This is a genomic window from Gillisia sp. Hel_I_86, assembly GCF_007827275.1.
Classification (GTDB): Bacteria; Bacteroidota; Bacteroidia; order Flavobacteriales; family Flavobacteriaceae; genus Gillisia.
Window position 1 is genome coordinate 3,387,870 of record NZ_VISE01000001.1, and the last position, 24,644, is coordinate 3,412,513.

The 24,644-nt window shown below is 38.9% G+C and carries 24 protein-coding genes; 8 read left to right on the forward strand and 16 right to left on the reverse strand.

Going from position 1 to position 24,644, the window contains the following annotated elements:
* The first annotated feature begins 212 nt into the window (after positions 1 to 212).
* Positions 213 to 407 (forward strand): hypothetical protein, encoded by a 195-nt coding sequence (locus JM83_RS15250; RefSeq protein WP_144963000.1) that lies wholly within the window; start codon positions 213 to 215, stop codon positions 405 to 407.
* Between the two features lie 288 nt (positions 408 to 695).
* On the opposite strand, the gene JM83_RS15255 is transcribed toward JM83_RS15250, so the two are convergent.
* Together JM83_RS15255 and JM83_RS15260 are read right to left on the reverse strand one after the other, a co-directional pair.
* A complete protein-coding gene (locus tag JM83_RS15255; protein WP_144963001.1) occupies positions 696 to 1,406 on the reverse strand; it encodes a membrane or secreted protein in 711 nt (236 codons plus the stop codon).
* Positions 1,407 to 1,916: 510 nt separating this feature from the next.
* On the reverse strand, positions 1,917 to 2,753 hold the full coding sequence (locus JM83_RS15260) for a CPBP family intramembrane glutamic endopeptidase (RefSeq protein ID WP_144963002.1): 837 nt from the start codon (positions 2,751 to 2,753) through the stop codon (positions 1,917 to 1,919).
* Between the two features lie 822 nt (positions 2,754 to 3,575).
* Between JM83_RS15260 and JM83_RS19570 the strand changes: the two genes are divergently transcribed.
* Positions 3,576 to 3,701: a hypothetical protein gene (locus JM83_RS19570; protein WP_261376330.1), complete on the forward strand. Its 126-nt coding sequence runs from the start codon at positions 3,576 to 3,578 to the stop codon at positions 3,699 to 3,701.
* A gap of 41 nt (positions 3,702 to 3,742) precedes the next feature.
* On the forward strand, positions 3,743 to 5,002 hold the full coding sequence (ltrA, locus tag JM83_RS15265; protein WP_144960768.1) for a group II intron reverse transcriptase/maturase: 1,260 nt from the start codon (positions 3,743 to 3,745) through the stop codon (positions 5,000 to 5,002).
* A gap of 124 nt (positions 5,003 to 5,126) precedes the next feature.
* Here the strand turns inward: ltrA (JM83_RS15265) and JM83_RS15270 are convergent, their stop codons facing one another.
* From JM83_RS15270 to JM83_RS15315, 11 genes are all read right to left on the reverse strand, one after another.
* On the reverse strand, positions 5,127 to 7,502 hold the full coding sequence (locus tag JM83_RS15270; RefSeq protein WP_144963003.1) for an erythromycin esterase family protein: 2,376 nt from the start codon (positions 7,500 to 7,502) through the stop codon (positions 5,127 to 5,129).
* Between the two features lie 173 nt (positions 7,503 to 7,675).
* Positions 7,676 to 9,214 carry an IS1182 family transposase gene (locus tag JM83_RS15275; RefSeq protein WP_144960757.1) on the reverse strand — a complete coding sequence of 513 codons (1,539 nt, stop codon included), beginning with the start codon at positions 9,212 to 9,214 and terminating at the stop codon, positions 7,676 to 7,678.
* A gap of 252 nt (positions 9,215 to 9,466) precedes the next feature.
* Positions 9,467 to 9,895, reverse strand: coding sequence for a DUF6624 domain-containing protein (locus tag JM83_RS15280; RefSeq protein ID WP_315897864.1), 429 nt, complete (start codon positions 9,893 to 9,895; stop codon positions 9,467 to 9,469).
* Positions 9,896 to 10,147: a hypothetical protein gene (locus JM83_RS15285; protein ID WP_144963005.1), complete on the reverse strand. Its 252-nt coding sequence runs from the start codon at positions 10,145 to 10,147 to the stop codon at positions 9,896 to 9,898.
* 286 nt (positions 10,148 to 10,433) lie between these two features.
* Positions 10,434 to 10,847, reverse strand: a complete 414-nt coding sequence (locus JM83_RS15290) for a type II toxin-antitoxin system VapC family toxin (RefSeq protein ID WP_144963006.1) — start codon at positions 10,845 to 10,847, stop codon at positions 10,434 to 10,436.
* Positions 10,844 to 11,092: a DUF6364 family protein gene (locus JM83_RS15295; protein WP_144963007.1), complete on the reverse strand. Its 249-nt coding sequence runs from the start codon at positions 11,090 to 11,092 to the stop codon at positions 10,844 to 10,846. The genes JM83_RS15290 and JM83_RS15295 overlap by 4 nt, the downstream gene beginning before the upstream one ends.
* A gap of 84 nt (positions 11,093 to 11,176) precedes the next feature.
* Positions 11,177 to 12,547, reverse strand: a complete 1,371-nt coding sequence (locus JM83_RS15300; protein WP_144960762.1) for an IS110 family transposase — start codon at positions 12,545 to 12,547, stop codon at positions 11,177 to 11,179.
* 297 nt (positions 12,548 to 12,844) lie between these two features.
* Positions 12,845 to 14,413 carry an IS1182 family transposase gene (locus JM83_RS15305; protein WP_144962840.1) on the reverse strand — a complete coding sequence of 523 codons (1,569 nt, stop codon included), beginning with the start codon at positions 14,411 to 14,413 and terminating at the stop codon, positions 12,845 to 12,847.
* A 231-nt stretch (positions 14,414 to 14,644) separates the two neighbouring features.
* A complete protein-coding gene (locus tag JM83_RS19205; RefSeq protein WP_186435015.1) occupies positions 14,645 to 14,797 on the reverse strand; it encodes a hypothetical protein in 153 nt (50 codons plus the stop codon).
* A complete protein-coding gene (locus JM83_RS15310; RefSeq protein ID WP_261376677.1) occupies positions 14,781 to 15,374 on the reverse strand; it encodes a zeta toxin family protein in 594 nt (197 codons plus the stop codon). The genes JM83_RS19205 and JM83_RS15310 overlap by 17 nt, the downstream gene beginning before the upstream one ends.
* A 91-nt stretch (positions 15,375 to 15,465) precedes the next feature.
* Positions 15,466 to 17,034 (reverse strand): IS1182 family transposase, encoded by a 1,569-nt coding sequence (locus tag JM83_RS15315; protein ID WP_144962840.1) that lies wholly within the window; start codon positions 17,032 to 17,034, stop codon positions 15,466 to 15,468.
* Between the two features lie 703 nt (positions 17,035 to 17,737).
* Between JM83_RS15315 and JM83_RS19575 the strand changes: the two genes are divergently transcribed.
* Positions 17,738 to 17,863: a hypothetical protein gene (locus JM83_RS19575; RefSeq protein WP_261376330.1), complete on the forward strand. Its 126-nt coding sequence runs from the start codon at positions 17,738 to 17,740 to the stop codon at positions 17,861 to 17,863.
* A 41-nt stretch (positions 17,864 to 17,904) separates the two neighbouring features.
* Positions 17,905 to 19,164 (forward strand): group II intron reverse transcriptase/maturase, encoded by a 1,260-nt coding sequence (gene ltrA / locus JM83_RS15320; protein ID WP_144963009.1) that lies wholly within the window; start codon positions 17,905 to 17,907, stop codon positions 19,162 to 19,164.
* Positions 19,165 to 19,253: 89 nt separating this feature from the next.
* On the opposite strand, the gene JM83_RS15325 is transcribed toward ltrA (JM83_RS15320), so the two are convergent.
* The 3 genes from JM83_RS15325 to JM83_RS15335 form a co-directional block, all read right to left on the reverse strand.
* A complete protein-coding gene (locus JM83_RS15325) occupies positions 19,254 to 19,556 on the reverse strand; it encodes a type II toxin-antitoxin system RelE/ParE family toxin (protein ID WP_144963010.1) in 303 nt (100 codons plus the stop codon).
* Positions 19,540 to 19,773: a hypothetical protein gene (locus JM83_RS15330; RefSeq protein ID WP_121346841.1), complete on the reverse strand. Its 234-nt coding sequence runs from the start codon at positions 19,771 to 19,773 to the stop codon at positions 19,540 to 19,542. Before JM83_RS15330 ends, JM83_RS15325 begins: the two co-directional genes overlap by 17 nt.
* 122 nt (positions 19,774 to 19,895) lie before the next feature.
* Positions 19,896 to 21,434: an IS1182 family transposase gene (locus JM83_RS15335; RefSeq protein ID WP_144960757.1), complete on the reverse strand. Its 1,539-nt coding sequence runs from the start codon at positions 21,432 to 21,434 to the stop codon at positions 19,896 to 19,898.
* A 704-nt stretch (positions 21,435 to 22,138) separates the two neighbouring features.
* Here JM83_RS15335 and JM83_RS19580 point away from each other — a divergent pair.
* The 3 genes from JM83_RS19580 (at position 22,139) to tnpA (ending at position 24,267) form a co-directional block, all read left to right on the forward strand.
* Positions 22,139 to 22,264 (forward strand): hypothetical protein, encoded by a 126-nt coding sequence (locus JM83_RS19580; protein ID WP_261376330.1) that lies wholly within the window; start codon positions 22,139 to 22,141, stop codon positions 22,262 to 22,264.
* Between the two features lie 41 nt (positions 22,265 to 22,305).
* Positions 22,306 to 23,565: a group II intron reverse transcriptase/maturase gene (gene ltrA, locus JM83_RS15340; protein ID WP_144960768.1), complete on the forward strand. Its 1,260-nt coding sequence runs from the start codon at positions 22,306 to 22,308 to the stop codon at positions 23,563 to 23,565.
* A gap of 261 nt (positions 23,566 to 23,826) precedes the next feature.
* The gene (gene tnpA, locus JM83_RS15345) at positions 23,827 to 24,267 is read left to right on the forward strand and encodes an IS200/IS605 family transposase (RefSeq protein WP_144960405.1); all 441 of its coding nucleotides are present in this window, start codon (positions 23,827 to 23,829) and stop codon (positions 24,265 to 24,267) included.
* Positions 24,268 to 24,644: the final 377 nt, after the last annotated feature.

Here is a 24,644-nt window from a genome sequence, read left to right on the forward strand (position 1 = left end):
ATACCTGTGGAATTTATTTGTAATTAAGAACATTTAACAAAACTCCCTAGTTTAATATCTTGTTCAGGGTTGATCTGCCAAGACCAGATGAGCAGGTTTTCTGTCCAGATAAATATTCGGATGTCTGGAATCATTAAAAATCTGTTCTGATATCTTATGGAATCCTTGGGGCTGAAACTATAACAACCAGAAATTTTGAAACTTCAAAACCAATGTCCAATGCCGCGGCGATAGGGCTCGCAGTGTTTATGGGAGGGATGTTTGCTACTAGTGCTGCTACCATGAACATGGATTTCACTAATACATCAGATAATGAATTGGTAGTAAACTACAATAAAAAAATAAAAGGTACTTTAGGTTCAGATGCTCAGGACCTTATTAATATTTTAATGAGAAAAGTGTCTTGAAGAATACCCTATACTAAATAGTTGTAAAATAATATTAAACATATACAAAAACGGTGTAGGCACGTGCCTAAACCGTTTTTGTTTTAAATCTTGTTTGCAAGACCTGGTAACACTACATATTTTTCTAAATACATTTTAGTCAAACTAGCTTCTACTTTTTAACCTTCAAATCTTAAAATCCAAACTGGATTCCACCCCATTTTAATTGAGTTCTTGGTTAAAATTTCCTTGAGTTTAGGAGTAAAAGGGTTTGTTTTATTACGGTTTTTTTGCTTAAAAACAACATTATTATTCCCTGAGACTCCATATTTCATGGATTGGATCTCCTTTACTTGATAAACCCGAGTGATGCCAATTTCCATCTATTAAATTATAATTGAACTTTAAGATGGAGCCCGCTCTAGAATTATCCCTAGAAAAGAATTCTATATTTTCAGTATATTCTCCATCGACCGTAGTGTATGTTCCCCCGCCGGTTCCCATAAACTGTTTGGTCTCCGTGTTATAGGCGATCCATTGAAAACGAGTCCCCGATAAAATTTTCATTGTTTTTCTTGGCCCGCTCGTATCTCGAAATTGCGTTTCCCCATCTTTTATCCTACCAGACATTAACCAAGCGCCTTGTAATTTTCCAGGATCTCCGTGATCTATTCTATTAAAAACTATATTCCCATCTTCCATTCGCATAAGAGAGTCGGTTATAAAAACCTTAAAGTTCACTTCCATTCCAACCCTCTCAGGATTACTTGTATCGAATTCCACAATTTCAGTGATTGTATCATCAATCAATCTCCATGTCCCACCGTTAGTGCTTACAAATTCCCCTGTGTTATTTTTGAAAGTGCTCATTACCTGATATCCTTCAGAAATAATTACGACACTTTTAACTTTTTCACCATTTTCCAAAATATGAACCCTTTCCCAAGCTCCAATAGAATTTTGGGCGCTAATTCCTAATGAAAAGAAAATGAAAACGAGTAAAATTATGATTTTTTTCATGAGTTGATACTTTTATGGTTAACAAGAAACAATTTATTTTGTTACTCTAAAATAAGAAATTTTTACAAACAAAACTGGTTTTCAGCTTTGCTACAAAATATTTTGAAAAAAGGGCCTTTTCTTTTGTGTCTTCCGATAGCCCCTAAAATCCGTAGGTCTTGAATAATCGCGTTTATTTTGTTGGGATTTTGTTGGATTTCATTTTTGTGATTGCCAGTTTGATCTTTTTCATGTAGGAATCTTGATTTTCAATTAAAAGATTTTGGCCTTCAACTGTTCAGAGTCCCTGTTTTTAACTTTTTAGACATAGGGATCCCTTGGTCCTTAGGTTTTTTTTGTTTTTTAAATTTGTTGAACGTGGTTTGTTGTACTTGGTTTTATAATGTATGGGGCCATAGACGGGCAATATTCTTTGTCGGCTCGCTGTTGCCCAATTGCTTGGTAATATCATAAACCTGAACAGGAATTTTTTCATCCTGAAATGTGAGAGGTCTAGGGGTGAAATCCCCTTTACCTACTCGACTTTTTGAAATCATTCGAATAAATTTCATCAGCATAATTTTTTCGTTTCCACATTTTATTATCAAATATGAAAATGAACATCATCAGAATTCCTAATACGATTACAGGTATATGTGACCTTCCGATAGTATCAAGGGCAGTATATGTCATACTGTATAAAATCATAGCCGCCAAAATGGAAAATCCATATTTGTTATATAACCACGTGAACAAGATAGACAGTTGGAACGTAGTTATAAATCTGGGCAAGAAATGGAAGAAGCCTTCAGTAGAATATATACCATTATAATGCAAAGGTAAATTCCAAAGAGCCCAAAAAAAGGCAATTTCCGATGCGGTCAATAGTGGGTTATATTTTTTTTGAAGTTCCTTTTGTAAAAAACCTCTCCAGCCAAATTCTGCGGAACCACCCGCAACTAATAAGACTAATAGGAAACTATTAACCATGGTAATATTAAAAGTGAATAAGTTTTCTGTTGTTTCAAATTCCAGTAATTTTCCAATGATAAAACTTGAACTATATAAGAGCGGAAAAAATAAGAGAGCAATAACATACCATTTGATTTTCGCTTTTTCGAAAAGTAATATTTTTATGTAATTTTCTTTAAAATTTTTATTAAGCGCATTACTGGCATTGAGCGCTAAAAACAGACAGCACAATAGTGGCAATAGTATGCCGAGAAAACCGAAATCGCTTAATTTTGGGTAGAAGCCGTTGAAATCATTTCCACCATTTCCCACGATATTAAATTTCCAAATTAGCAGGCTAACCGTTAGAATGAAAAAACCAAAATAATCTTTTAGAATTAATTTTAATTTTTGCACGGGAGATACTGTGTAATGCTATAAAGGAGGAGATGGGAGGTCCAAGTAAGCCAACTAAAATAATACCAAAAAACATATCTTTTAAAATGTCAAAAATCATAGGAAAAAACCAACAAAACCAGCTGATACTAAATGTGAGAATTAAATAGCTTAATTGGATATGATTTTATTAAATTTTTCATAGCTATTAAGTTTTTTTGTTTAATGCATTACAACGGTCTTGTTTAACGCAAGTGGCGTGGAGTAAGGACGCGAATTTGTCGGCTTTGTTGCTTTTTACTTGGTCTCTAAAATAACACTTTTCAGCAGAATGCCCGCTATTTGCTGTTAAACGATGTTGTAGAGAGGTTGTGTGTCCTGTGTTGCTTCGGGATACAATTTAAGTAAAATTGAGGAGCAACAAAACTGTAATTGAGATGAGAGTCTCATAATTTTCTGGAAACGACCCCGGCATTTGTTTCGGGTGGAAACACGCAAGAAGATTTTGGGGATTGGTCTCTCGGCTGGGATGTTTAGGCATACCGGTCAAACCGCCTTATGGGGCTTACCTTTCACGGGTTGGTCTTGAGCGATAAGGTCAAAGGCGCTACTGCCACTTGTAGGGTAATGTAGTTTGCTATGGTGGGGGTAAAGAAGCTGAACGAGATGTGAGTGAACCCTTGTAGAAGTGTCGTAAACAACTTTAGTATTGTCAAAATCGAGGGATGGGCGGTCCCGAGAGACAGGACTTGACGGGAGTAACCTATTTACTGGTCAAGTGGCAATCGGCATAAAGAGGGCAGGAGCTTTACTTACGGCTCAATTACGGAACAGGAGAAGCTAATGGCAGGTGCGAAAATTCCACAACCCCGAAGGGCAAGGAAGAAATTAGCCATACGTGCCATTAGTGACGGATTATCCCGTAGTAGCGATGAGCATCCTGTAATGGGATGGGAGCGAAGGGGCTGACTTAACAGTTTTAACTTGTATTACAACTAATGTAGATTAGGATGATTTTCAAAGAGAAACAAAAGTCGCAACCGATAGATAAGCGACAGGTAATGGAAGCCTTTAAGAAGGTACGCAGTAACAAGGGTGCATCGGGTGTCGATAAAGTATCGATTTCCGAAGTGTCCGCTCGCCCTATGAAATACCTTTATCCCGTATGGAACAGGTTAGCGAGTGGAAGTTACTTTCCCAAGCCCGTTCGCGAAGTAGAAATACCCAAAGCAGATGGCAGGATACGGAAACTGGGCATCCCGACGGTACAAGACCGAACGGCTCAAATGGTAATTAGAGAGGAGCTGGAGCAGCTTGCAGATAAGCGGTTCAGCAAAAGTTCCTTTGGCTATCGACCGAACAAATCGGCGCACCAAGCCATAAAGCAATGCAGGGAAAACTGTATGGCGATGGATTGGGCAATAGATTTGGACATCAAGAGTTTTTTTGATGAGATAGACCACGATTTAATGCTCAAAGCATTGGGTCACTTTACCAAAGAGAAGCACATTCACTTGTACGTGACACGTTGGTTAAAAGCCAGTGTCCAAAAGAAAGATGGGAGTGTTCATCCCCGTAGCAAAGGCACACCACAGGGAGGTGTTATAAGCCCATTATTGGCAAACATTTTCCTAGACGTTGTTTTTGACAAATGGATTGAACAGCACCATCCCGAAGTAAAGTTTGAACGATATGCAGATGATATTATCATCCATTGTGCAAACTTCAAACAAGCCCTGCGGACTTTGGAAGCGGTAAAAGCCAGATTTGAGCAATGCAAGTTGCAGATAAAGAAAGGCAAGAGCAATATTGTTTATTGCAAGCGCAACCAAAAGAAGCACCCACCGTTCAAGGTCCACTATGTAACCTTCAGTTTTTTAGGTTTTACATTCAAACCAAGAATGGTAAAGGGCTACTACGGGAACTTTCATTTGGGTTTCACGCCCGCCATCAGCCGCCAAAGTCAAAAGCGAATCAATCAAACCTTGTTCAAGATGAAACTGCACCGTATGGTTCACTTGCGCCTGCCCGATTTGGCAGGCATTATAGCGAACAAAGTACGAGGGTGGATTCATTATTACGGCAAGGTGCGAATGAGCGAACTACATTATGTGTTCCGCTTTTTGAATATGCGACTGGCTAAATGGGTACGCAACAAATATCGGCGATTTAGGCGTAAACATTGGTTCTTTGCCTACAAATGGTTACAGGAGACTGCCAAGCAGTTTCCCAATCTATTTGTGCATTGGCAATATGGTTTTACGCCTTAGACTTGTTAAGAAGAGCCGTATGATGTGAGAGCATCACGTACGGTTCTGAGAGAGGTTTAGGGGTGCAATTCCCCTTTACCTACTCGACTCTTAAAATCTAAGGATCATTATTTTTAGTCTTTATTTAATTCTGATAAAATTCATTTTTAAATGTTCTCCAGAACGTTTCATTAAATTTTACTCGATTAAGTAATACTTCGTTATTTTGATAATGATCGTAATCTATAATTTCTATATTTTCTTTTTTTAGGTCAAATATGGAGGACTTTAATTCTATAACTACATTTTCTCTAAGGTTTTCAGAATCTTTGGTTTCAATAAATTTGCGTTGAAAATAGTTGGTTGCGTAATATTTTTGGTCACTATCTTTAGCAAAATTTGCTATGTATTCTTCTTTAATTACTAACTGATTTTTGTTTTCATATTGCTTCAATCTATAATGTTTTTCAATATCATCGTTGTTTAAAGTAGTTTCCCAATTTTCTACAACTTTTACAATTGCAAAATCAACTTTATCTATATAAACTTTACCAGAATAAGTTGTAGGATATCCACGATTGGTATAATTCCAATTATTTCTATCTGTATTGAAGGATATTATATATAATCCTTCATCTTCTAGTTTATTGGATTTATTGAAACTCAAATTAAACTTTTTATATTTTCTACGATGTAAAATGTTGGAATATCTTATAGGATTTTGGCGATATTGATATATTCGTCTTACTGATTTTAAATTTGTTCTTTTAGATTGTTTATTCCATTTAATTTGCTCCACTCGTTGGGTCAGTCTATTTTGTTGGCGATAACCTTGGTCGTATTCCTTGGTAATTATATCTAGATCAATTAAATACTCATCATCCTTGTTTAGTAAATAATTAGAATATCTATAATAATTGAAAGGAACGATTGGGTGGTTGTTTTCTAATTGCTTAACTGCTTGTTTTAAAACCGATTTGGCTGTTCTATTTGCAATTATAACAACCGACTCAAGCTCATCCATACTTGGCCTTAAATAGATTTTAGAAGGTAAATCTTTTAATGGTATTACTTGAGTTTCATAACCCATAGAAGAAATTGAAATAGAAGAATTATTAAGAACATCTTTATTTAATACAGGTATGTTAAATGCTCCATCTTCACCTGAAACTCGATAGATTTCTTCCTTCTTCATGATCAAATTCGCATACGGTATAGAAATGTTTGTCTGGGTATCAATAATTTTTCCAGATAGAAAAAATAGATCTTTTTTTAGTTTAATAGTTGCTAGTACTGTGTCTTTGGGCGTGCTCTTTTTTTCTTCTATTCTATTAATAAATTTTGAATTGGATATGGTTGCATTCTTAATAAAAATGTAACCATCATGAAGCTCATCTAATCTGCTTTCTGTAAAGTCAATAAAACTCAATAATCTATGAGATTTAATTGTTTTCATTGCTTCTTGGTTAGAACTTACGAATAGAAAGGGTGAATTCAAAGAATCTAAATCATGTTCGAATGAGGGTTTTTGAATCGGTGTCTTATGCCATTCTTTTTGTTGAAAAATTGAGTCATTTGCATGAACGGTTGCAAGACTATATACATCATCTTTAAGGTGTTTTTTTAATATTGAACCCATCGGCACAAACTCCTTCATAATAGAATTTGTTTCACTTTTCATGTTATTTATAATATGGATATTGTCTGCCCAAGCTATAATTTTCTCTGAAGGATTTCTAGACATATAACTTAGTAAATTATCAGCCATCTGCTCATCTCTATAATTAAGACTTTTGTCAACAAAATAGGTACTTAAAATTTCTTTTTCATTGTGGTATGCATCTCTTGCAGAAGATAAAAGTCCTTTCATAAACTGAGCCCAGTAGTAATTTTCCTCTGAATCCTTTAGTTTATTAATTTTTTTCTGAATTGTTTTTAATTCCTTCTCAAATTCAGGGAACTTTATATCAAATGATTCATAAGTATAATTATCGAGAAGGTTTTCTGTAACAATGGCAAAATCTTCTTCGTCCAACTGAATCTTTATATTTTTATCTTCACAGTAATCAAATAAGTCTGTAAGAAAAGACTCAGTATTCATTACTTGGGAGTCAAACCCAATCACATTAATATCATTTTTTTCGATATATGAAACAAGCTCTTGAAACTCAGAAGAATTAGACCATACCCCAAATATGGATTCATTAAAAGTGATTGGATCAAATCTGGTGTTTAAATTAAGCTTGTAAAGATCGTAGATTGGAGCTTCTATTGCTATGGTTGAATAACCTAATTCTTGATGTAAATACTTTATAACTCGTATTTTCATTTCGAAGATATTCCCATACATATGCGTTAGTTCTCCGAGCGACACCAAACGCTTATCTTTCAGTTCTTCATCCAAGAATTTAAGATCATCTAGATTCTCAGTTTCAGGTGCAGATAGCGGAAGGGTTTTTAATTCCTGAGCTTGTAAATAAACTACAGAAAGAAAAAATAAAATGGAATGATAAAATTTCATTGTAAATGGGGCTTATTTAAAATTGAATGCTTCTTTTTAATAAAGACGTTATAAATTAAGAAAAGGTTGCCTCAGACTAGAAATTTTATTTTATCTAATAGTTTGCTTGTGGGCAACGGCAGTCTGTCTAAAAACATGGTTGACAATGGTTTTATTGTCCTAAAATACGTTTTTTAAGGCTGTATGGCATGGTGCCAGCAAAACTTTGCGTTATATTGGAAAAGGAAACTAGTTCTTAAAAAGCGGTAAAATCGCGCTATTAAGCCCAAAATTTTATCAAACAAGGTATTGCTACCTTCTTGTAGGGCTTTATGGCCTATCAGGTTAATGATCCTTTTGAGGTTGTAGGCAATAAAGATGAAGCCTACATCTGCAGAGGCCCTTTTCTTTCCTTTTTTGGTAAGGATATGGTCAAACCCCCATTGCCTTTTCATGGTTCCAAATGGGTGTTCCACAATGGCCTGCCTGCGGCGGTAGAGTTCTTTTTCTTGTTCCATGTTTTTTCGGTTCTCCTCGTAGAATGGCGCAAAGACATTCCGGGCAAGGAGCCTTCCATTTTTTGCCCTGGTGCACAGGTCTCGCACGGGGCACCCCTTACAGGCCTTTGTTTTGTATTGTTTGAACTTACTTTGGTTGGGCTTGCCTTGATGGTTTGTATAAAAGTTGCCGTTGGTCTTCAGGGCGTGTCCCTGTGGGCAGGTATACTGGTCCTGTTGTTGGTCGTAAATGAAATTCTGTAGGTTGTAATCCGGGTGTGGTGCCGTGGATGCGGGCGCGGGAATGGCCACCATTGTTTTGATACCGAGCTTTTGAGCGGTTTCGAGTTCCGATCCTGTGTGGTAGCCTTTGTCAAAGAGTGCTGTAAAGGTATTGTTCCTGAGTATGGCCTTGGACCTTCTTATCATATCGCCCATGGCCTTGGAGTCATTTCGGTTGGTGACCTGGTAATCAATAGGGATGCAGTGCAGGCCGTCCACAGTGGACTGTACGTTATAGGCCACCTCGGTAATGTTCCCCCGCAGGACCATATGGCGGCTTTCCCCATCGGAAGTTGAAATTTGTTCTTCCCCGGTCTGCTCCAGTTGTTTTTTGAGCTTTGTATAATTTTCCCTTCGCTGGGCATGCTTTCGTATTTCTTTTTGGACCTCTTGTTTTTCAGTCTCCCCATCGGCCTTTGCCAGGTCCTGGTTGTACTGATCGAGTTTGTTGTCGATATATTCCAGGTGGCGTTTTATCTTCTTTTCGTTGAAATTGTTCTTTTTACTGTTCTGTGCACGCAGTTTGGTACTGTCCCCGGCAATGATCCTACCGCCGATCAGTTTGAAGTTCATGGCCAGTTCCACCGTGGCGCGGAACACGTGTTTGATGGCCTTGGGGTTGTTTTTTCTGAAATTGGCAATGGTGTTGTGGTCGGGGGCAAGTTGGCCAAGGAGCCACATCATCTCCATATTTCGTTTGCACTCGCGCTCGAGGATCCTGGAAGAACGCAGGCGGTTCATATATCCATATAGGAACAATTTCAGGAGCGTTGCTGGATGATAGGCCGGCCTTCCGCCTTCGGGGAAATGTACCTTGAAGCCCATCTTTTCAAGATCGAGGCCATCAACGAACACATCAATGGCTCGGACTTCGTTTTCTTGGTCAATGGCTTCATCCAGGGAAACTGGGAACAGGCTGGCTTGTTTACGGTCTTTGGGTATAATGAATTTCATACCTAAAAGATACGGTTAAGCCTAACAATAGGAAACAGCTCAGCAAATAAGAAATCAACATAGTTATTAAGAAAGCAAGGGGTTTTTAGACAGTCTGACGGTCTTGTTTAACGCAAGTGGCGTGGGGTAGGGACACGTCTTTGTCGGCTTTGTTGTTTGTTACTTGGTCTCTAAAATAACACTTTTCACTGGAATGACCGCTATTTGCGCTTAACCGATGTTACCTGGTGGCGTTATACTAAAATTATAAAATTATTCCGTTTTATAAAGTGTAGGTCCGTTCAAACCATTTTTTTTAAATATCGTTTCATTCATTTTGTAATGCATTTCAGACAATCTGTTTAGATACTCTTCAATAGGTTCTAAACCAATCTCGCTTCTCCTTTTATTAACATTTTCCCTATCGGCCAAATCCCTCGGTATTGCTTGACAAATTTCCCAATTATAAGTAACCTGACTTCCATAGACTTGTTTTTGTCCGGTATTTAATTTTACTCTATCAGTTAACAGTCCGAAACTAACTGGATCCGCATTTTCATTTAAAACTTGGATTTTCATTTTTTCCAAGACCTTTTTCTGAAATTCTGGATTATTATCAGCGTGTTGAACGACTAACCAAAAACTTTGAGAACCACGTTCTCCCACCAAATCATATCCTACGAAACCATATTGGTCAGAAATTTATTTTATGCGTTTTTGATTTTCAAGGTGAATGCTATCCTGCATTGTTTTCCACTCTTGTTCAGATAAATTTTCATATTCATCACGAGCTATGTCAGCTGCAAATTGGTCAGTTTGACGTATTTCTTCTAATTCATTAGCCAAATCTTGGTTGAACTTCTTTTCTTCTTTTACGACTATTGAATTTGTTTTTTCTTCTTTATAGCTTACTGTCAGAATTATAAATAAGAGGGCAAAAAAAATATTCTTCATACTGGAATTTTTGTTGAAAGCTTGCAGGTAACGGCAGTCTGCCTAAAAACTAAATTCACTTACCGTAGAACGGCGTATTTCATTTTTTTTAAAGATACCTACCCGAATACTTTCTGTATTTTGGTAGGTTATTAGACAGTCTGACGGTCTTGTTTAATGCAAGTAGCGTGGAGTAGGGACGCTTTCTTGTCGGTTTTTTTTATTTTATTTTACTTGGTCTCTAAAATAACACTTTTCACCAGAATGCCCGCTATTTGCTGGTAAACGATGTTAGCCACTGGCAAAATTATATCGTAGCTAAATATTCTTTTGTTGTTAATATTGGTAATTTCGAATTTTTAAAATCTTTTTTATTTCGTGTAATTATAATATCAATTTCATTTTCAATCGCAGAATAGTATTGTAATCCATCTTCAAAATCTGGAAAACTTTCATCACTTAATGCTAATTCTGTAATTTTATCATCTAAACTCAATAACTCAACAAGAACCTTAAATTTTCTCAAAATCTCTCTAGCTTCTTTGGCTGAGTTTAATTTCGTGAGAATATAATTGGTATTTGCAAATGTTAAGGAAGAAATTGTCAGTTTAAGTTCTTTTTTATCCGCTAGAGAAAATAAAGTTGCAGCATCATCATAAAATTCCTTTCTTTTTGAAAGTAGATCTATTACGATGTTTGTATCAATCAATATTCTTTTCATTTATATTTTTCCATTAAATATTGAGTGTAGTCATCTTTCACATCAAAATCATCATCAATTGAAATAACTCCACTAAGACTTTTAACCAGCGGTGTTATTTGGGTTTCTTTTTTATTTTCTTTTTTAGTCAGAGAACCTAAATAGGATTCGATTAATTTTGATAGGCTAATATTATGAGATTTTGCGTAATGTTTTGCAGTTTCTATAATATTGTCATTTAAACTTAATGTCAATTTTTTATCCATCACATTTGTTTTACGTACAAATATATTAATTAATTACGTAAAAAACGAATTTTTCTAAATTTTGCTTCCAACTAACGTCAAATATTAAGTACTGATATTCAGTATTTTAGTTAATCCGATATCTTCGGGTTTAATGTCAAATTTAGCAATATTCCTTTTAATTCTATTGACCAGTTTTAGTTTTCTTTTTTGGTCAAGGAACAGATATTCTGTTGGTGGGTGATAAGGAATTCCTCTTGTGAGCATATTCCAAATAATGACTGCTAGTTTTCGTGCTGTGGCACTTATGGCGGTTGCCCGTCCTTTTTTGTAGTTTATTCTTCTGAAAAAATCGGATAAATGCCCATCCTTTAAATTTCCAATTGTATTTGCGGCTTGCCTGAGGGCTACTTTTAAACGATTGCTTCCTTTTGGCAAGTGATGGCTCAATACCCTTCCTCCACTGATTTTATTGTTTGGGGCAAGCCTGAGCCAGGAGGTAAATTGCTTTGCTGATTCAAATTTGTTGATTCCCTCTAAACCTATTTCGCTTATAAAGGCCATTAGTGTTGCGTCGTTCACACCTTCAATTGCCATTAAATCCACTCCTTCAAAATACTGATAGGAGAGCTGGTTCATATCGGCATTTCTAATGGTGTTCTTGTTTTTTCTTTTGTATGGTTTTTTACTTGCAATGTGCTGTTTTTTATCATCGTCATTATTGATGACTTCTTCGAGGTGTTTTTTAATTTGAATATCTACTTGGTCTATTTGTTTTTGAAGGTGCAAATAGGTTTCCCATTCTTGTTTTAGGGCAAAGTAATAATCTTCACGGCCATTATATTGTAATGCTCTGGAAATTTCATCTTCCGATTTTCGGCAATTATAATGTCTGTTCTGAGCCAATACTTTTCCTGATTTTTCGCCACCGATAAATGCCGTGATAATTTTTGTTCCCGTAAGCCCTACGATGTCTTTTACCACCACATCCAGTCTCATGTTCATCAATCTCAGGTATTTTTGCATTTTTAAGATCGCACTGGCAGATTGTTTTAAAATGTTTTGTCTATGGCGAGAGTAGGTCCTGATAACTGCTGTTGTGCTATCGGGCAAAAAACTACTGCTGAGCAATCCTAGAGTGTGCAGTTTTTGTATCCATTGGCAATCTAAAATATCTGTTTTTTTTCCTTTTATGTTTTTTGTTTGACGGCCATTCACCAAAATGACATCAAAACCAAAGACGACTAATGAAGAAAATAAATTTTGCCAGTAAGTTCCAGTGCTTTCCATGGCAATGGTCGTGACCTTGTGCTTTTTGAGCCACTCACAAAGCTCTTGATGGTCTTGGCTGTAAACACCAAATTCTTTTACGTCCTGGGCATTTTGGCCAACAGCAACCCAATGGCTTCTACTTCCAATATCAATACCTGCCGCATTGGGATTGACCACTTCTAGTGAAATCTGCTTTTTTTTCATAATAGTTTGTTTTTAAAGATTATAAAATAAGCTCCAAGAAATGTAACTACTGATTTTGAAATTATTCCAATCGGGATTACTATGAAAGTATCGCCACTAAACTCAAACGCAAGTAATGATGACCTATTACTTTTTACATTCAAACCTTGATTGCGGTCGGGCTTTTTAAACACCAATGCTGAAACCGGCCTTAACAAGGAGCCGAAACAAAGATACGCCCGTTAGCAGAAAAACTCAACTCGATTTTTTAGTAGGGGGATTACTGCCAACGGCAGTCTGTCTAATAACTTAGGTTATTTACCGATTTGTGACTAAAATAAGGCTTTTTATGGTATGCTGAGGAATAAAACGCGAATCAGAGATGTTGAAATTAAAGATGGGTATTAGCTTTAATATGACTTTATACGCTCTTATAAAGGTATAAAAACAAGCACATAAGGTGTTCAATAACTCCTTCCATGCCTTTTTGCCAATCAAGTTCAAAATTCGTCTGAGATTGTAGGCAATGAAAATAAACCCAACATCTGCAGAAGCCCTTTTCTTGCCTTTTTTAGAAAGGATATGATCAAATCCCCATTGCCTTTTCATGGTTCCAAAGGGATGTTCTACAATAGCCTGCCTGCGTCTGTACAATTCAGGATCAGCTTCCATATTTCTTTTGTTTTCTTCATAAACAGGAGTGTATAGGTTCCTAGCCAGGAGCCTCCCGTTTTTGGCCGTGGTGCATAACTCCCGCACCGGGCATCCCTTACAAGCTCTTGTTTTATACTGTTTGAACCTTGACTCGTTTGATTTCCCTCGGTGGTTGACGTAAAAGGTGCCGTTGGTTTTCAGAAAATTACCTTGGGGACATATGTAGTGATCGTTCCCCGTATCGTAGGTAAAATTTTTAACATTGTACAGGGGATCCGGTGCATTGGAACCGGGGGCAGGAATAGCAACCAGGGTTTTGATCCCTAAACCCTGGGCAATTTCCAATTCAGATCCAGTATGATATCCTTTGTCAAAAAGAGCGGTGAAATCATTGTTCCCTATAATGGATTTTGCTCTTCTGATCATGGCTCCCATCGCTTTTTTATCATTATTGTTGGTGACTTCATAATCAATGGGGATGCAGTGCTTGGCATCTACGGTGGACTGGACATTATAGACTACCTCTGTAATGTTGCCCCTCAAGACCATATGTCTGCTCTCGTTGTCCGAGGTTGAGATCTGGTCTTCTTGGGTTTGATCCAATTCCTGCTCGAGTTTATGATACGTATCCTTGCGCTTGTTCTGGGTATCCATCTGCTCATGGATATTTTCTTTTTCTACAGTACCATCGGCTTGTTCTAGCGCTTGGTTATATTCCTGAAGCTTGTTATCGATATATCGAAGGTGACGGTCGATCTTCTTTTTATTGAAGTTGTTCTTTTTGCTGTTCTGGGCTCTTAGCTTGGTGCCATCCCCTGCAATAAGTTTCCCTCCAATGAGATTGAAGTGTTTGGCCAGTGCTACTGTGGCACGAAAAACTTTCTTTATAGCCTCAGGATTGTCCTTTCTAAAGTTGGCAATGGTGTTATGGTCTGGGGAGAGTTGCCCAAGGAGCCACATCAATTCGATATTTCGTTTGCATTCGCGCTCCAAATTTCGGGAGGAACGCAGTCGGTTCAAATATCCATAGATAAATAACTTGAGCAACACACCTGGGTGGTAAGCAGGACGACCTCCTTCTGGGAAATTTACTCGAAACCCCATGTCTTCTAAATCCAAGCTATCTACAAAGATATCTACGGCCCTGACCTCGTTTTCCTGATTAATGGCGTCCTCTAGGGACACAGGGAACAACGAGGATTGTTTGCGATTTTTTCCTTCTATAAATCTCATGGCATGAAGATACAACAGTAGCTCATTGTGCTATAAAACAATAATAGAAGAAATTAACAAAGTTATTAAAAGCGAAGGGGGTTATTAGACAGTCTGACGGTCTTGGTTAAGGCAAGTGGCGTGGAATGGGGACGCGTTCTTGTCGGCTTTGTTGTTTTTTAATTAATCTCTAAAATAACACTTTTCAGCACAATGTCCGCTATTTGCTGTTAAACGATGTTGGGCATAGTGCTACTCGGGACTTACTTTTACTATTTTACCATCTTTTATAATAACAAGTTTACTATTTTTTGCTTTTTTAAATTCGATAAGTTTTTCATAAACTCTTTCAAGCCCGATTAAAATCTTATCCTTTAATTCGATTTGTTTATCTTTTGTTGTCATAATAGCTTTTTAATTCTTTAAATTTTTTATCATTTATTACATCTATATGATTATCCACTGTTTTTTGAGCAATTAATTCGTGTTTACCATATGAATTGTCAAAAATCAATGCGCCGTCAACAATCGGAAGATAAATTTCAAATAGATTATTAATGCCTCTTAAATATCTTCTTTCAATTACTTTATCTGGAATATTATGTCCGCCTTCTTTAACCCTAATTTTCACACGTTGCTGTGCCAATTCGATGTTTTTTAACCAAAAGAATAAAAGTGTAACAGTATACCCTTTTTCTTTAGCTTGAATTATTTTATTCTTATAACTTCGGGTCGATAAGGTAGTTTCAAAAGCAAAATTTTCACCTTCTTTTAAAAGTTCATTAATTCTATTTATCATTATTCTACCAGATTCAAATGCAACCATTTCAGGTTGGAAAGGTGAGAGACCTTTTGCAATTTCATCTGCATTGACAAATTCTTTACATTCAATAATTTCTGGTAAAATGGTAAAAGAAGCTGTTGTTTTTCCTGCTCCGTTACAACCTGCGATTATGTATAAGTTTTTATCTTCCATTATCACAAATTTAGTCTTTCTTTTTATCGATTTTGTTCCTTGTTGCTAAATTTCTCGCATTATGCCCAACGGCAGTCTGTCTAATAACTTAGGTTATTTACCGATTTGTGACTAAAATAAGGCTTTTTATGGTATGCTGAGGAATAAAACGCGAATCAGAGATGTTGAAATTAAAGATGGGTATTAGCTTTAATATGACTTTATACGCTCTTATAAAGGTATAAAAACAAGCACATAAGGTGTTCAATAACTCCTTCCATGCCTTTTTGCCAATCAAGTTCAAAATTCGTCTGAGATTGTAGGCAATGAAAATAAACCCAACATCTGCAGAAGCCCTTTTCTTGCCTTTTTTAGAAAGGATATGATCAAATCCCCATTGCCTTTTCATGGTTCCAAAGGGATGTTCTACAATAGCCTGCCTGCGTCTGTACAATTCAGGATCAGCTTCCATATTTCTTTTGTTTTCTTCATAAACAGGAGTGTATAGGTTCCTAGCCAGGAGCCTCCCGTTTTTGGCCGTGGTGCATAACTCCCGCACCGGGCATCCCTTACAAGCTCTTGTTTTATACTGTTTGAACCTTGACTCGTTTGATTTCCCTCGGTGGTTGACGTAAAAGGTGCCGTTGGTTTTCAGAAAATTACCTTGGGGACATATGTAGTGATCGTTCCCCGTATCGTAGGTAAAATTTTTAACATTGTACAGGGGATCCGGTGCATTGGAACCGGGGGCAGGAATAGCAACCAGGGTTTTGATCCCTAAACCCTGGGCAATTTCCAATTCAGATCCAGTATGATATCCTTTGTCAAAAAGAGCGGTGAAATCATTGTTCCCTATAATGGATTTTGCTCTTCTGATCATGGCTCCCATCGCTTTTTTATCATTATTGTTGGTGACTTCATAATCAATGGGGATGCAGTGCTTGGCATCTACGGTGGACTGGACATTATAGACTACCTCTGTAATGTTGCCCCTCAAGACCATATGTCTGCTCTCGTTGTCCGAGGTTGAGATCTGGTCTTCTTGGGTTTGATCCAATTCCTGCTCGAGTTTATGATACGTATCCTTGCGCTTGTTCTGGGTATCCATCTGCTCATGGATATTTTCTTTTTCTACAGTACCATCGGCTTGTTCTAGCGCTTGGTTATATTCCTGAAGCTTGTTATCGATATATCGAAGGTGACGGTCGATCTTCTTTTTATTGAAGTTGTTCTTTTTGCTGTTCTGGGCTCTTAGCTTGGTGCCATCCCCTGCAATAAGTTTCCCTCCAATGAGATTGAAGTGTTTGGCCAGTGCTACTGTGGCACGAAAAACTTTCTTTATAGCCTCAGGATTGTCCTTTCTAAAGTTGGCAATGGTGTTATGGTCTGGGGAGAGTTGCCCAAGGAGCCACATCAATTCGATATTTCGTTTGCATTCGCGCTCCAAATTTCGGGAGGAACGCAGTCGGTTCAAATATCCATAGATAAATAACTTGAGCAACACACCTGGGTGGTAAGCAGGACGACCTCCTTCTGGGAAATTTACTCGAAACCCCATGTCTTCTAAATCCAAGCTATCTACAAAGATATCTACGGCCCTGACCTCGTTTTCCTGATTAATGGCGTCCTCTAGGGACACAGGGAACAACGAGGATTGTTTGCGATTTTTTCCTTCTATAAATCTCATGGCATGAAGATACAACAGTAGCTCATTGTGCTATAAAACAATAATAGAAGAAATTAACAAAGTTATTAAAAGCGAAGGGGGTTATTAGACAGTCTGACGGTCTTGGTTAAGGCAAGTGGCGTGGAATGGGGACGCGTTCTTGTCGGCTTTGTTGTTTGTTTCTTGGTCTCTAAAATAACACTTTTCACCGGAATGCCCGCTATTTGCGCTTAACCGATGTTACCCAACGTTGTGTGTCCTGTGTTGCTTCGGGATACAATTTAAGTAAAATTGAGGAGCAACAAAACTGTAATTGAGATGAGAGTCTCATAATTTTCTGGAAACGACCCCGGCATTTGTTTCGGGTGGAAACACGCAAGAAGGTTTTGGGGATTGGTCTCTCGGCTGGGATGTTTAGGCATACCGGTCAAACCGCCTTATGGGGCTTACCTTTCACGGGTTGGTCTTGAGCGATAAGGTCAAAGGCGCTACTGCCACTTGTAGGGTAATGTAGTTTGCTATGGTGGGGGTAAAGAAGCTGAACGAGATGTGAGTGAACCCTTGTAGAAGTGTCGTAAACAACTTTAGTATTGTCAAAATCGAGGGATGGGCGGTCCCGAGAGACAGGACTTGACGGGAGTAACCTATTTACTGGTCAAGTGGCAATCGGCATAAAGAGGGCAGGAGCTTTACTTACGGCTCAATTACGGAACAGGAGAAGCTAATGGCAGGTGCGAAAATTCCACAACCCCGAAGGGCAAGGAAGAAATTAGCCATACGTGCCATTAGTGACGGATTATCCCGTAGTAGCGATGAGCATCCTGTAATGGGATGGGAGCGAAGGGGCTGACTTAACAGTTTTAACTTGTATTACAACTAATGTAGATTAGGATGATTTTCAAAGAGAAACAAAAGTCGCAACCGATAGATAAGCGACAGGTAATGGAAGCCTTTAAGAAGGTACGCAGTAACAAGGGTGCATCGGGTGTCGATAAAGTATCGATTTCCGAAGTGTCCGCTCGCCCTATGAAATACCTTTATCCCGTATGGAACAGGTTAGCTAGTGGAAGTTACTTTCCCAAGCCCGTTCGCGAAGTAGAAATACCCAAAGCAGATGGCAGGATACGGAAACTGGGCATCCCGACGGTACAAGACCGAACGGCTCAAATGGTAATTAGAGAGGAGCTGGAGCAGCTTGCAGATAAGCAGTTCAGCAAAAGTTCCTTTGGCTATCGACCACACAAATCGGCGCACCAAGCCATAAAGCAATGCAGGGAAAACTGTATGGCGATGGATTGGGCAATAGATTTGGACATCAAGAGTTTTTTTGATGAGATAGACCACGATTTAATGCTCAAAGCATTGGGTCACTTTACCAAAGAGAAGCACATTCACTTGTACGTGACACGTTGGTTAAAAGCCAGTGTCCAAAAGAAAGATGGGAGTGTTCATCCCCGTAGCAAAGGCACACCACAGGGAGGTGTTATAAGCCCATTATTGGCAAACATTTTCCTAGACGTTGTTTTTGACAAATGGATTGAACAGCACCATCCCGAAGTAAAGTTTGAACGATATGCAGATGATATTATCATCCATTGTGCAAACTTCAAACAAGCCCTGCGGACTTTGGAAGCGGTAAAAGCCAGATTTGAGCAATGCAAGTTGCAGATAAAGAAAGGCAAGAGCAATATTGTTTATTGCAAGCGCAACCAAAAGAAGCACCCACCGTTCAAGGTCCACTATGTAACCTTCAGTTTTTTAGGTTTTACATTCAAACCAAGAATGGTAAAGGGCTACTACGGGAACTTTCATTTGGGTTTCACGCCCGCCATCAGCCGCCAAAGTCAAAAGCGAATCAATCAAACCTTGTTCAAGATGAAACTGCACCGTATGGTTCACTTGCGCCTGCCCGATTTGGCAGGCATTATAGCGAACAAAGTACGAGGGTGGATTCATTATTACGGCAAGGTGCGAATGAGCGAACTACATTATGTGTTCCGCTTTTTGAATATGCGACTGGCTAAATGGGTACGCAACAAATATCGGCGATTTAGGCGTAAACATTGGTTCTTTGCCTACAAATGGTTACAGGAGACTGCCAAGCAGTTTCCCAATCTATTTGTGCATTGGCAATATGGTTTTACGCCTTAGACTTGTTAAGAAGAGCCGTATGATGTGAGAGCATCACGTACGGTTCTGAGAGAGGTTTAGGGGTGCAATTCCCCTTTACCTACTCGACTTTAGATGTTAATTTTATCGGGATCTTGTCGATTAGAAAATATAGAAAGTATTTCAACTGTGTCATTTTTAGTCCGATAATAAAGATTATTATATCGTGCGACAACAGCTCTTCTTACTTCCTTTTTCTTACTTGAAACTTGGAAAAGTTCAGGATTTTTTGAGATTAGTTCAATTGTATGATCTAGTTCTTCTGAAAAGTTTGAAAGTTCCTTTTCCGTCCATTTTTCCTCTAAATGTTCAATTGTATCTTTTAATTCTGAAATAGCGTGGTCAGTCCACAAAATTTTATAACCACTTTTCATAAATCTTCTTTACATCAGAGTGAGAATTCAAATTTCCAGCATCAGCATCTTTAATTCCTTTTTCTAATGATTTTTTCTCAGACACAGAAATTTCATTCCACCAATCTGATTTTTCTCGTTCTCTGAGTTTGATTATTTTTTCAATTATTGACATATCATTAAGAGTAGATAACCACTGAATTAATTCTATCTTTTTATTTTGAATATTTACGTCCATAATTCAAATTTACAAATTTGCCTTCAAATATGATTCTTTGTTCGGATTTTTTAACTGCTGCATAACGGCAGTCTGTCTAAAAACATGGTTGACAATGGTTTTATTGTCCTAAAATACGTTTTTTAAGGCTGTATGGCATGGTGCCAGCAAAACTTTGCGTTATATTGGAAAAGGAAACTAGTTCTTAAAAAGCGGTAAAATCGCGCTATTAAGCCCAAAATTTTATCAAACAAGGTATTGCTACCTTCTTGTAGGGCTTTATGGCCTATCAGGTTAATGATCCTTTTGAGGTTGTAGGCAATAAAGATGAAGCCTACATCTGCAGAGGCCCTTTTCTTTCCTTTTTTGGTAAGGATATGGTCAAACCCCCATTGCCTTTTCATGGTTCCAAATGGGTGTTCCACAATGGCCTGCCTGCGGCGGTAGAGTTCTTTTTCTTGTTCCATGTTTTTTCGGTTCTCCTCGTAGAATGGCGCAAAGACATTCCGGGCAAGGAGCCTTCCATTTTTTGCCCTGGTGCACAGGTCTCGCACGGGGCACCCCTTACAGGCCTTTGTTTTGTATTGTTTGAACTTACTTTGGTTGGGCTTGCCTTGATGGTTTGTATAAAAGTTGCCGTTGGTCTTCAGGGCGTGTCCCTGTGGGCAGGTATACTGGTCCTGTTGTTGGTCGTAAATGAAATTCTGTAGGTTGTAATCCGGGTGTGGTGCCGTGGATGCGGGCGCGGGAATGGCCACCATTGTTTTGATACCGAGCTTTTGAGCGGTTTCGAGTTCCGATCCTGTGTGGTAGCCTTTGTCAAAGAGTGCTGTAAAGGTATTGTTCCTGAGTATGGCCTTGGACCTTCTTATCATATCGCCCATGGCCTTGGAGTCATTTCGGTTGGTGACCTGGTAATCAATAGGGATGCAGTGCAGGCCGTCCACAGTGGACTGTACGTTATAGGCCACCTCGGTAATGTTCCCCCGCAGGACCATATGGCGGCTTTCCCCATCGGAAGTTGAAATTTGTTCTTCCCCGGTCTGCTCCAGTTGTTTTTTGAGCTTTGTATAATTTTCCCTTCGCTGGGCATGCTTTCGTATTTCTTTTTGGACCTCTTGTTTTTCAGTCTCCCCATCGGCCTTTGCCAGGTCCTGGTTGTACTGATCGAGTTTGTTGTCGATATATTCCAGGTGGCGTTTTATCTTCTTTTCGTTGAAATTGTTCTTTTTACTGTTCTGTGCACGCAGTTTGGTACTGTCCCCGGCAATGATCCTACCGCCGATCAGTTTGAAGTTCATGGCCAGTTCCACCGTGGCGCGGAACACGTGTTTGATGGCCTTGGGGTTGTTTTTTCTGAAATTGGCAATGGTGTTGTGGTCGGGGGCAAGTTGGCCAAGGAGCCACATCATCTCCATATTTCGTTTGCACTCGCGCTCGAGGATCCTGGAAGAACGCAGGCGGTTCATATATCCATATAGGAACAATTTCAGGAGCGTTGCTGGATGATAGGCCGGCCTTCCGCCTTCGGGGAAATGTACCTTGAAGCCCATCTTTTCAAGATCGAGGCCATCAACGAACACATCAATGGCTCGGACTTCGTTTTCTTGGTCAATGGCTTCATCCAGGGAAACTGGGAACAGGCTGGCTTGTTTACGGTCTTTGGGTATAATGAATTTCATACCTAAAAGATACGGTTAAGCCTAACAATAGGAAACAGCTCAGCAAATAAGAAATCAACATAGTTATTAAGAAAGCAAGGGGTTTTTAGACAGTCTGACGGTCTTGTTTAACGCAAGTAGCGTGGGGTAGGGTCACGTTCTTGTCGGCTTTGTTCTTTTTTACTTGGTCTCTAAAATAGCACTTTTCATCAAACTGCCCGCTATTTGCTGTTAAACGATGTTGCCCACAGTTGTGTGTCCTGTGTTGCTTCGGGATACAATTTAAGTAAAATTGAGGAGCAACAAAACTGTAATTGAGATGAGAGTCTCATAATTTTCTGGAAACGACCCCGGCATTTGTTTCGGGTGGAAACACGCAAGAAGATTTTGGGGATTGGTCTCTCGGCTGGGATGTTTAGGCATACCGGTCAAACCGCCTTATGGGGCTTACCTTTCACGGGTTGGTCTTGAGCGATAAGGTCAAAGGCGCTACTGCCACTTGTAGGGTAATGTAGTTTGCTATGGTGGGGGTAAAGAAGCTGAACGAGATGTGAGTGAACCCTTGTAGAAGTGTCGTAAACAACTTTAGTATTGTCAAAATCGAGGGATGGGCGGTCCCGAGAGACAGGACTTGACGGGAGTAACCTATTTACTGGTCAAGTGGCAATCGGCATAAAGAGGGCAGGAGCTTTACTTACGGCTCAATTACGGAACAGGAGAAGCTAATGGCAGGTGCGAAAATTCCACAACCCCGAAGGGCAAGGAAGAAATTAGCCATACGTGCCATTAGTGACGGATTATCCCGTAGTAGCGATGAGCATCCTGTAATGGGATGGGAGCGAAGGGGCTGACTTAACAGTTTTAACTTGTATTACAACTAATGTAGATTAGGATGATTTTCAAAGAGAAACAAAAGTCGCAACCGATAGATAAGCGACAGGTAATGGAAGCCTTTAAGAAGGTACGCAGTAACAAGGGTGCATCGGGTGTCGATAAAGTATCGATTTCCGAAGTGTCCGCTCGCCCTATGAAATACCTTTATCCCGTATGGAACAGGTTAGCGAGTGGAAGTTACTTTCCCAAGCCCGTTCGCGAAGTAGAAATACCCAAAGCAGATGGCAGGATACGGAAACTGGGCATCCCGACGGTACAAGACCGAACGGCTCAAATGGTAATTAGAGAGGAGCTGGAGCAGCTTGCAGATAAGCGGTTCAGCAAAAGTTCCTTTGGCTATCGACCGAACAAATCGGCGCACCAAGCCATAAAGCAATGCAGGGAAAACTGTATGGCGATGGATTGGGCAATAGATTTGGACATCAAGAGTTTTTTTGATGAGATAGACCACGATTTAATGCTCAAAGCATTGGGTCACTTTACCAAAGAGAAGCACATTCACTTGTACGTGACACGTTGGTTAAAAGCCAGTGTCCAAAAGAAAGATGGGAGTGTTCATCCCCGTAGCAAAGGCACACCACAGGGAGGTGTTATAAGCCCATTATTGGCAAACATTTTCCTAGACGTTGTTTTTGACAAATGGATTGAACAGCACCATCCCGAAGTAAAGTTTGAACGATATGCAGATGATATTATCATCCATTGTGCAAACTTCAAACAAGCCCTGCGGACTTTGGAAGCGGTAAAAGCCAGATTTGAGCAATGCAAGTTGCAGATAAAGAAAGGCAAGAGCAATATTGTTTATTGCAAGCGCAACCAAAAGAAGCACCCACCGTTCAAGGTCCACTATGTAACCTTCAGTTTTTTAGGTTTTACATTCAAACCAAGAATGGTAAAGGGCTACTACGGGAACTTTCATTTGGGTTTCACGCCCGCCATCAGCCGCCAAAGTCAAAAGCGAATCAATCAAACCTTGTTCAAGATGAAACTGCACCGTATGGTTCACTTGCGCCTGCCCGATTTGGCAGGCATTATAGCGAACAAAGTACGAGGGTGGATTCATTATTACGGCAAGGTGCGAATGAGCGAACTACATTATGTGTTCCGCTTTTTGAATATGCGACTGGCTAAATGGGTACGCAACAAATATCGGCGATTTAGGCGTAAACATTGGTTCTTTGCCTACAAATGGTTACAGGAGACTGCCAAGCAGTTTCCCAATCTATTTGTGCATTGGCAATATGGTTTTACGCCTTAGACTTGTTAAGAAGAGCCGTATGATGTGAGAGCATCACGTACGGTTCTGAGAGAGGTTTAGGGGTGCAATTCCCCTTTACCTACTCGACGCGATCCTCGGAATATGTTGTTTTGTCGCCAGCCTTTTTAAGTCATTTTGTTCTTTTCTGAATTTTGATTTTATTTTTCACGTCCGAGCAAGACCCAGTTTTTTAATTTACCTTAAAAATCCACCTGCTTTGCAGGTGGTAATGTTCTGATGGCTGTGCCTTATATTTGCACTATGGGTAAATATAAGAAACTTAGTCGCGTTGTTTATAAGTGTGACTATCATATTGTTTGGGTTCCAAAATATCGCCTCCGGATATTGAAGGGCGCGGTGAAGGAATTGGTCGAGCAAGATATAAGAATGCTTTGTGAATGGAAAAGTTGTGAGGTTGAGGAACTGAACGTTCAAGAGGACCATGTTCACTTGCTGGTGTCTGTTCCCCCCAAAGTTTCTATTTCAAAATTGATGGGTACATTGAAAGGGAAGATTGCAATAAAACTTTTTAAGAGTTACCCGAAATTGAAAAAGAAACCCTATTGGGGCAATCATTTTTGGTCTCGAGGTTATTTTGTGAGCACAGTTGGACTGGATGAGGAAATGATTAAAAAATACGTCAAGTTCCAAGAGAAAGAAGAAAAGCGGGTTGAGGAGCAGCAACAAAGATTTGATTTCTGACCATCGCCTTGCCGCCCCCTATGGGGGCTATCCAAAGCCACCTTCTAAGAAGGTGTGATTTTTACTTTTTTTGTTCTTACTTATTTTTGTCATTTTTCACGTCTTGGTTAATGTCAGAATTGTAAATCTAAAGGTATTCATTTTATCCATTTTTCATGCTTGAGTAAAAGTCGGAATAATAAGCTGGAGGCATCTATTTTTATTTTTTTTTACGCCCGAGTAAAAGTTTGCGTACAGATTTTAAAAATTCTCGAGTATTTCTTCTTCTTTTCATTTATTTTTTATCTAATCAAAATCCGCGGACTGATTTTAAGAGCATCCAATTTTCACATTTTTCGTTCTTTTTAATTTTCCATAAAAATTAAGCATGAGTGTTT